Source organism: Maridesulfovibrio sp., assembly GCF_965230075.1.
In the GTDB taxonomy this organism is placed as follows: Bacteria; Desulfobacterota; Desulfovibrionia; order Desulfovibrionales; family Desulfovibrionaceae; genus Maridesulfovibrio.
The window spans coordinates 3813706-3822500 of record NZ_OZ245945.1 but is presented as its reverse complement, the minus strand read 5'-3'; the positions used below and the strand labels follow the sequence as shown (position 1 = coordinate 3822500).

The following is an 8795-nucleotide window of genomic DNA, read 5'->3' as shown; positions in this document are numbered from 1 at the left end:
TGTAAGTGCGTAGGCTTGGAAAATAGGCAAATCCGTTTTCCTTTAAGGCCGAGACACGATGCCGTAACTTTACGTTTGAAGTGAGTAATTCCAGACTGCCTAGAAAATCTTCTAAGTTTAGCATTTGTTGACCGTACCGCAAACCAACACAGGTAGTCGGGTCGAGTAGACCAAGGCGCTTGAGAGAACTCTGGTTAAGGAACTCGGCAAAATGATCCCGTAAGTTAGCGAGAAGGGATGCTCCAGACGGTGACTTGATTCACTTAATGAGCTGTTTGGAGCCGCAGAGAATCGGGGGGGGCGACTGTTTACTAAAAACATAGGTCTATGCTAAGTCGTAAGACGATGTATATGGACTGACGCCTGCCCGGTGCTGGAAGGTTAAAAGGAGGTGTTAGCTTCGGCGAAGCTCCGAATTGAAGCCCCAGTAAACGGCGGCCGTAACTATAACGGTCCTAAGGTAGCGAAATTCCTTGTCGGGTAAGTTCCGACCTGCACGAATGGCGTAACGATCTCCCCACTGTCTCAACCAGAGACTCAGTGAAATTGAATTACCGGTGAAAATGCCGGTTACCCGCGGTAAGACGGAAAGACCCTGTGCACCTTTACTATAGCTTGACATTGGGTTTAGGGCTATCATGTGTAGGATAGGTGGGAGGCTTTGAAGTCGGCACGCTAGTGTCGGTGGAGCCAACCTTGAAATACCACCCTTGATAGTCTTGAATTCTAATCTAGTGCCGTTATCCGGCCTAGAGACAGTGTCTGGTGGGTAGTTTGACTGGGGCGGTCGCCTCCCAAAAAGTAACGGAGGCTTGCAAAGGTTCCCTCAGGCTGATTGGAAACCAGCCGTCGAGTGCAAAGGCATAAGGGAGCTTGACTGTAAGACAGACATGTCGAGCAGGAACGAAAGTTGGTCTTAGTGATCCGGTGGTTCCGCATGGAAGGGCCATCGCTCATAGGATAAAAGGTACGCCGGGGATAACAGGCTGATCGCGCCCAAGAGTTCACATCGACGGCGCGGTTTGGCACCTCGATGTCGGCTCATCACATCCTGGGGCTGAAGCAGGTCCCAAGGGTTCGGCTGTTCGCCGATTAAAGTGGTACGCGAGCTGGGTTTAAAACGTCGTGAGACAGTTTGGTCCCTATCTACCGTGGGCGTAGGATAATTGAAGAGGGTCTGCCCCTAGTACGAGAGGACCGGGGTGGACGAACCTATGGTGTTCCTGTTGTCGCGCCAGCGGCATTGCAGGGTAGCTAAGTTCGGAAGGGATAACCGCTGAAAGCATCTAAGCGGGAAGCCTGCCTCAAGATTAGTTATCCCTATGCTTTAGCATCTAAAGATTCCAGGTAGACCACCTGGTTGATAGGCTGGAGGTGTAAGTGCAGCGATGCATTCAGCTGACCAGTACTAATAAATCGTGCGACTTATTTTTCTTCTCTTCCCTTAACTTTAACTTCTACTAGTTAAAGTAAGGGGTAAATTCTTCTCTATTAAACAATATATTTTGCTCAAAAAGAGCAAGCAAATTTGCTTGCGGCCATTGAGGAGAGGTCACACCCGACCCCATTCCGAACTCGGAAGTTAAGCTCTCCATCGCCGATGATACTGCTGGGTAGCCAGTGGGAAAGTAGGTCGCCGCAAGCTTTTTATTTCAAAGCCCCCTTGTTAATTCAAGGGGGCTTTATTGCGTTTGGGGAAGATGAGTTTTTTAGCCCCGGACTCTTGATGAGTGTGGGGTGTTTTTTGTGTTCAAGTAGTGCTGGTATTTTGTAACTAATCTGATTGATTCTCTGCTGATTGAGTAGTATAACCCCCCAATGAAAATGATCTCTTAGGGAGAGAAGTAATGCAGATAGTTGATTTCGAATCCTACGAAAATATTCAGTTCGAAAATATAGATCTTGAGGATCAGACCTTACAGGAAGTGACTTTCTACAGGTGCTCTTTTGAGGCTTCTTCTTTCCAGTATACTGAATTGATTGATTGCGAATTTCAGGAGTGTCAGTTTGTGGGGTGTAATATGGCTGTGGCTGTGTTTTCAAATTCAAAGGTCATCGACACAGAATTCCGTGATTCAAAGTTGCTGGGAATTAACTGGGGTAATCTCGGCCCGGTTATAGTAGCGCGCTATACCAATTGTCTCATGGACAGGTGTGCCTTCAGCAGTCAAAATTTGCTTAAGGTTAAATTCAATTCCTGCTCATTAAGGGATGCAGCATTTTCTGACTGCAAGTTAGCGCGCGTCAAATTTGAGGATTGTGATTTCGCCGGATGTCAGTTTCACCAGACAGATTTGAGCTATTCTGATTTCACCTCTTCCCGAAATTATTTTATGAATGCAGAGACAAATAAGCTCAAAAAAACCAAGTTTTCATTACCTGAAGCAGTATCTTTGCTGGCAAATCTTGAAATTGAGTTGAAGTAGAAATTAATTGCTGACAGCTCTCTCCCAGCGTGCCCGCAACATTTTACAAATTTCTTCCTGAGTGTGGACAGAGATCATTATCTCCAAAGGGATACGGTTGTGTTCAGCAGAAAGCTGGGCAATGAACTTATTAATCTTCCTAGCTGAGAATTTTCGGACAGTACTCTCAAACAGAATTTTATCTGCACTGTGCAGTTCCAGATATATGACTGGAGCTGGTTTATAGTTTATGAATGGAGAATAGTCTTCTTCAGCTTCCTGTTCAGATTCCTGCTCTTCAACGACTATATCTTTGATATTATCCCATGGGATGTATTTTGTTATGGAATTGCTGAGTTTTATGCCGTCTTCGCTGGTTTCAAGGAAATTTTTTTGAGCGTTTAGAATTATCATTTTCCAAACAAAGGCGGCGATCCCTACCATAGCCAATAAGCGGGCCAGATAGATTTCTCCATCACTCTGCGCGGTAAAGGAACCGAAAATGCTGAACAGCAAAAATCCTATTGTTCCGAAAAGTCCGAAACTACATAGTGCAATACCTACTGGACGCATGTCATTTCTTAGAATAATTTCTTCTGGCAACACAGACTCCGGTTGGTCATGAAATTTACATCCTGTTATTATATAAATATTTTTTACTGAAAATGTCTATACGAATTCCAGAAATCTGCTGACCGCCCCTTTAGATTAAATCTTTCAATCCTGAGTTGAATATATGCTTACACTTGTCCTTTCTGCGCTTACTCCCTTATTTTTGATGGTTTTTGCCGGGGCAGTTTCGTTCCGGCGTGAAATACTCCCTGAAAATTCTGCAACTGTACTCAACGGGTTTGTATATTATTTTACACTCCCGGCTTTATTATTTGGTTCGCTGGCTACTACTCCCTTTGAGGAAATTGCGCAGGTCCGTTTTATCGGCGGTTATCTCTCTGCCATGATCGGTGCATACTGGCTGATGTTTCTTGCTTCAAAATTTATATTCAAGGGGCATTTTACAGAGGACGGTATCCGGGCCAGTTCCGGAAGTTTTCCCAACTCCGCTTACCTTGGATTACCGATCATGATGTATCTATATGACGGCAGCAGACAGGCATTGATTGCGACCACATTGGCCATCATCCTACCGATATTTATTGTCATTATGGTGGTTGCTACTTTTGAACTGCATCGGGCGGATAAGTCAAAGTCCACGCTGAGTATAATCTGGCAGATTGCTCTTTCAATGTTAAAAACGCCTTTGATAGGCGCGTCTTTTGCCGGAGCTGCTTTTTCATTTCTGCACTGGAAACTTCCGGAATTTCTCGCTGAGGGTTTGCACAATTTCGGTATGGCTTCGGTTCCCTGTGCATTGTTTGCAATCGGGATTTTGATTGTCCGCCAGAAAATGGAGTTGAAGTGGTTTAATATCGGGCTGGTCAATATATTTAAATTGATACTGCATCCACTTCTTGCCGCGGTTTGCTTGTTTGCTTTCGGAGTGCGGGGGCAGGAATTGCTAATGGGTGTGCTGCTTGCTGGAATGCCCACAGCGGCGCTGTGTTGCGTGCTTGCGGAATCTTATATCACTTGCGAAACAGAAACTTCAGCTACTGTGCTGGTTTCTATGATTTTATATATACCGACCATGTTTCTGACCCTAGTGGCGGCAGAAGCGTGCGGAATCCCGCTGATTCGTGGTTAGGTTCTTAAGTATGAATAAACAAAGGCTGGGGTGAAATGTTCACTCCGGCTTTTGTTCTTTATTGGGCTGCTTTCTGCAGGGCGATGGCTCTTAGTTGTTGCATTTTTGCTTTATCTTGCAACAACGCCTTCATATCCGGGTTGTTGGATATGATGAAAGAGATTAGCGAAGTGGTCAGCGCTGTGTCGTATTTGGTTTTACTTTCCGTCAGGATGATGGCTGCGAGAATGGGGTTTAGTCCGGGCCTGTGATAGCGGTCGGCAATCATTCCGCAGAAGGCATCTGATATGGCGCAGACTTTTGCTTCGAGGCTGATGGCATCGCCTCGACGTCCTTTTGGGTAACCGCTCCCGTCCAAGCGCTCATGGTGGTCAAATACACAAGCCTTGATGGTATCATCTCTGATTTCAAGGCGGTTGAGCATTTTTTCTGCGATATCTACATGCTCCTGCATGCGCATTCTTTCTTTGTAAAGCAGCTTGGTGTTTTTTTCCGTTACTGCTGACGGAATCTGAGTCATACCCAGATCATGAAGGACCAATCCCAGGGCAAGGGGCTTAAGGTCCATTTTTTCTCCGGGTTTATAGAGAACTTTCAAATAAATGGAAGTGCCCACAAAAAGAGTATTCACTACATGGCAGCAGAGATCTTTTTCCCGCTTGAGTGTATTGAAAAAGTATGTCCATCTGTTGGGGTCCACCCAGACGTATTCACAGAAAATAGCCAGAACAGTGCTGAGATCGGCTAAGGTTTCCCCTATGGGGTTGGAGTAAAAGGACCGAACTTTCTCCAGAACTCCTTCATAGAAAATTTCCGCTGCAGCAGCTTCATCAAGAAAATGTTCGGTAAGCAATGCACCAAGGTTCTGGCTTATATGTCCGGCAAGTGAAGCGTAATCTTCTTTGGATATGAACAGGTTACCGTCATTGCAATAATTGTTGACCTGTTCCTGCTTTTTACTGGAAAGTCTTGTGTCTTTAGCAAAAAGGGGAACGACGCGTTCAAATTCGTCGTCGTGAATACATAGAGAGACAGGTAGTCTGGCTCCAAATGTATTTAAAATATTGAAACTGATTTGCAAGAACTCCTCAGTTCCGGCATTTTGGCTTTCTGCATCATTATTCATGGTACTGATTCCTTTCAGTAAAGAGCACTTTCCAAGTGCTAAAAATTAAACGATATTGAAGAATATTACAGCAGGGTAAAAAAGTAAATACCCGTCTTAATTTATTGTTAATCTTCTGTTTATTTTTATAGGTTTGCAGTGTGGATGAAAGATGCAATGCTTGTTGCAATGTTGTTGCGGAGTAATTGAAGAAGAAAATTACAGGGAATTTATGGCTGACAAAATACCTGATAAATTCATGAGTGTTTCAAAGAAGGTGTTGGAAGAGAAGCCGGATTTGAAACGTAAGCTGGAAAAGGTCATGGGCCGCGTTGCGGACACAATTGTGAAAGCTAAGTATGTGCAGGATGAAGAGAGCCAATCATCTGAAAGTGATAAGCGCGAGGATTAGCCTGTCCGAACTTAGAAGAGGTTATCGCTTTTGCCGTAGGATTTCATTTCGCCCCGGTACGCTGAGAGGATATCTTCCTTGGTGATAAAACCGTTGAAGGTGCCGTCTTTCATTACCGGAAGGGTGCGCTTGCCGCTGCGATTCATTATTTCAAGGATTTCTGCCGCTCCCATGCCCTGTTCGATGACAGGGGCATTTCGGTCGATAGCAACCTCTCCGATGTTGTTTTGTTGCTGATCCGGGTCAAGGATGGAGGAACGTGCTGAAACTACATCGACCATGCCCATGAACTTCTGAGTCTCACTGTTGATAATGGGGATGTGGGTCTGGCTGGTGCTGGTCAGTACCTTCAGGAATTCGTTGACTGTCATTTGCGGGCAGGCATAGGTCAGCTTGTCGTGTACCAGCTGACTGGTGTCAATATCCGCCAGTATTTTTTCATCGGTCTTGGGCCGCAGCAGCTGTCCTTTTTCCACCAGATCACGGAAGTAGAAAGATGATGGTTCAAAGGCGTGGGTGAGCATAGACGAAAGGAAAGTTACGGTCATGATGTGCATCACCGCCTGATAGCCGTTGGTTATTTCCAGCACCAGAAATACGCTTGTAAGCGGGGCCTGCATCACTCCACTGACGACTCCGGCCATGCCCAGCAGTGCGTATGATCCTTCGCCGGTGAGCATGTGCTGGGGGACAATCTGGGAAATTATTCGGTAGTAAAATGCGCCGAAAAGTGAGCCTATTACGAGACATGGCGCAAATATGCCCCCCAATCCTCCACTGCCAAGAGTAAGGGATGTGGTGACTATCCTGATCATTCCCATAAGTGCAACTAGTGCAATTCCATCAGGCAGGGTGCCGTGGATGGCCATTTTGATGGAAGTGTAGCCTTCGCCAAGGGCCAGCGGAAAGAAAATGCCGATTATCCCTACGGCCAGACCGCCGCAGGCAGCCTTGATCCATGGTTTGTTGGTGAATGAAGAGCAGATGGACCCTACCTGCCGGATGGAACGTACAAAAGCCACAGAAATTAGTGCGGTAAGTACGGCCAGCAGGATGGAAGTCCCCAGATCGGTGACCCCCATGGGCGGGAATTGGTCGCTGAACGGAATGACGTTGCCCTCTAGTAGCCGTGAGGTCTGGGTGGCGACCACCGAAGATATGGCAATGGGGATAAGGTGGTAGGGAGTCCATTCGCCGAGGATGATTTCTACGGCAAAGATCATTCCGGTTACCGGGGCATTGAAGATTGCCGAGATAGATCCGGCAGCACCGCAGCCGATGAGGGTCATGCGTGACTGTCCGCTCATTTTGCACAGCCGGGACAGGTTTGAGCCCATTGACGATCCGCTGACTACAACCGGTGCTTCAGGACCTGCAGACCCGCCGCTGGCAATGGTCAGTAAGCTGGTCAAAAGTGAGCTGATGATTGAAATGGGACGCAGGATTCCCTGCTTCAGCCCAACTTTGGCTATTACTTCCCCGACTCCGTGTCCCCCTGATTCCTTGAAAACATTTTTGCTCAGGATGACAGCAAGTGCGGCCCCCACTGCGGGCAACATGAACATCCACCAATGGTGGGAGTTGGTCTTGCGTAGCATGCTCAGGAAATCAAGGGCCCTGTTCAAACCTACAGCAGCCAAAGCCGAACAGGCCCCGATGACAATTGCCGCAAGGATGAGCACGGCATTGCGCGAGGGGGCCCGTTTATGCAGGAAGTGTTTCAGTTCCGCAGGGCTGATGTTGTTGCCTGATTTGAACATGTCTGCCTGAATCCTTTTTTACTTAATAGAGCAGTCCTACCACAGCTCCGGTCATGCAGGTAGCCAAAGTTCCCCCGATCACCGATTTTGTACCCAGAGCGACTATTTCATCCTTACGGGAAGGGGCGATGGAGACAAGGCCGCCGAGAAGAATCCCAAGGCTGCCGAGGTTGGCAAATCCGCACATGGCGTAGGTCATAATTATGGTTGAACGCGAAGACAGGGTTCCTGGGGGAAGTCCGGCCAACTGCAGGTAAGCAAGGAATTCGTTAAGAATGGTCTTGGTCCCCATGAGTGAGGAAGCAGCGTAGGCCTCGTTTGCGGGAATTCCCATCAGCCAGACTATGGGCCACATTATGACACCCAAGATGCGCTGCAGGGTTAGCGGTTCGTTGTGAAAATCGGGTAAAAAAGAAAGGATCTGGTTGGTCAGGGCAACCAGTGCCACCAGAACCAGCAGCATTGCCACTACATTGATAAGCAGGTTTACGCCGTCGGAAGTCCCTTTGACCACGGCATCCATGGAATTGGAGGCAGTACTTTTGATTTTGAGACTGTCCTCTCCGTGGTGTCCTTTTTGCTCTGGAACCATAATCCGGGAAATCAGGATTGCCGCCGGGGCACTGATGATGGAGGCGGTCAGAATATGGCCTATGGCACCGGGGAGGACCGGATTCAGGATGGAGGCGTAGAGCACAAGCACTGTGCCGGAGATGGTCGCCATGCCGCTGATCATCAGGGTCATGAGTTCACTGCGACTCATGTTGTTGACATAGGGGGCGATGATGATCGGTGCTTCGACCATGCCCACGAAAATATTTGAGGCAACTCCAAGGCCCAGTGCACCGCCGATGTCCATGGTTTTTTGCAATGCAAGTGAAAAGCCTTTGACTACTACCGGAATGACCCGCCAGTAGAAAAGCAGGGCGGAAAGCGCACTGACCACAAGGATAAGCGGCAAGGCCCGGAAGGCAAGGGTCCAGCTTGCGCCTGGAGAAGTCTCGGCAAAGGGGAGCGGGCCTCCGCCAAGATAACCGAATATAAAGCTTGTCCCGGCTTGTGTAGCTTGTTGCAGTGCATCTACAGCATGGTTTAAATACATGATCAGGTCACTGAAAAAGGAAACTTTCAACATGAGTGCGGCTACGGCAAACTGAAGAACCATTCCGGTGAGGATGTTTTTCAGGCTGAGTCCTCTTTTATTTTCACTGAACAGCCATGCAATGAATACCAAACCGAACAGTCCGGCCAAGCTTTGAAGCATTTTTTATTATCCTTTGTAAATAGAGTATTTGAAATATTCATGTGGATTACATGATACTAGGCTGGGCTGCAACGTTGATGGATTTTGTCTTCTGATTTTAATCATGTCTCTTGAACCTTTCTGTTTTTGAAGTTAGTATCTGTCAAA

At 47.2% G+C, this 8795-nt stretch carries 7 protein-coding genes and 2 rRNA genes (1 of these 9 running past the window's edge); 5 read left to right on the top strand and 4 right to left on the bottom strand.

Going from position 1 to position 8795, the window contains the following annotated elements; genetic code table 11:
• From ACO05Z_RS17300 to ACO05Z_RS17290, 3 genes are all read left to right on the top strand, one after another.
• Positions 1-1433 (top strand): 23S ribosomal RNA (locus ACO05Z_RS17300) (it extends 1501 nt beyond the left edge of the window).
• Between the two features lie 97 nt (positions 1434-1530).
• Positions 1531-1645 (top strand): 5S ribosomal RNA (rrf, locus tag ACO05Z_RS17295).
• Positions 1646-1847: 202 nt separating this feature from the next.
• Positions 1848-2426, top strand: coding sequence for a pentapeptide repeat-containing protein (locus tag ACO05Z_RS17290; protein WP_421903431.1), 579 nt, complete (start codon positions 1848-1850; stop codon positions 2424-2426).
• A gap of 3 nt (positions 2427-2429) precedes the next feature.
• Here the strand turns inward: ACO05Z_RS17290 and ACO05Z_RS17285 are convergent, their stop codons facing one another.
• The gene (locus tag ACO05Z_RS17285) at positions 2430-3008 is read right to left on the bottom strand and encodes a hypothetical protein (RefSeq protein WP_421903430.1); all 579 of its coding nucleotides are present in this window, start codon (positions 3006-3008) and stop codon (positions 2430-2432) included.
• A gap of 133 nt (positions 3009-3141) precedes the next feature.
• On the opposite strand from ACO05Z_RS17285, the gene ACO05Z_RS17280 reads away from it, so the two are divergent.
• Complete coding sequence (locus tag ACO05Z_RS17280) at positions 3142-4107, top strand: AEC family transporter (protein WP_421903429.1); 966 nt, start codon at positions 3142-3144, stop codon at positions 4105-4107.
• Between the two features lie 58 nt (positions 4108-4165).
• Here the strand turns inward: ACO05Z_RS17280 and ACO05Z_RS17275 are convergent, their stop codons facing one another.
• On the bottom strand, positions 4166-5233 hold the full coding sequence (locus ACO05Z_RS17275; protein ID WP_421903428.1) for an HD-GYP domain-containing protein: 1068 nt from the start codon (positions 5231-5233) through the stop codon (positions 4166-4168).
• 211 nt (positions 5234-5444) lie between these two features.
• On the opposite strand from ACO05Z_RS17275, the gene ACO05Z_RS17270 reads away from it, so the two are divergent.
• On the top strand, positions 5445-5624 hold the full coding sequence (locus ACO05Z_RS17270; RefSeq protein ID WP_421903427.1) for a hypothetical protein: 180 nt from the start codon (positions 5445-5447) through the stop codon (positions 5622-5624).
• A gap of 11 nt (positions 5625-5635) precedes the next feature.
• Here ACO05Z_RS17270 and ACO05Z_RS17265 read toward each other — a convergent pair whose 3' ends face one another.
• Both ACO05Z_RS17265 and ACO05Z_RS17260 read right to left on the bottom strand, forming a co-directional pair.
• Complete coding sequence (locus tag ACO05Z_RS17265) at positions 5636-7384, bottom strand: chloride channel protein (RefSeq protein WP_421903426.1); 1749 nt, start codon at positions 7382-7384, stop codon at positions 5636-5638.
• Between the two features lie 22 nt (positions 7385-7406).
• The gene (locus tag ACO05Z_RS17260; protein WP_421903425.1) at positions 7407-8648 is read right to left on the bottom strand and encodes a NupC/NupG family nucleoside CNT transporter; all 1242 of its coding nucleotides are present in this window, start codon (positions 8646-8648) and stop codon (positions 7407-7409) included.
• Positions 8649-8795: the final 147 nt, after the last annotated feature.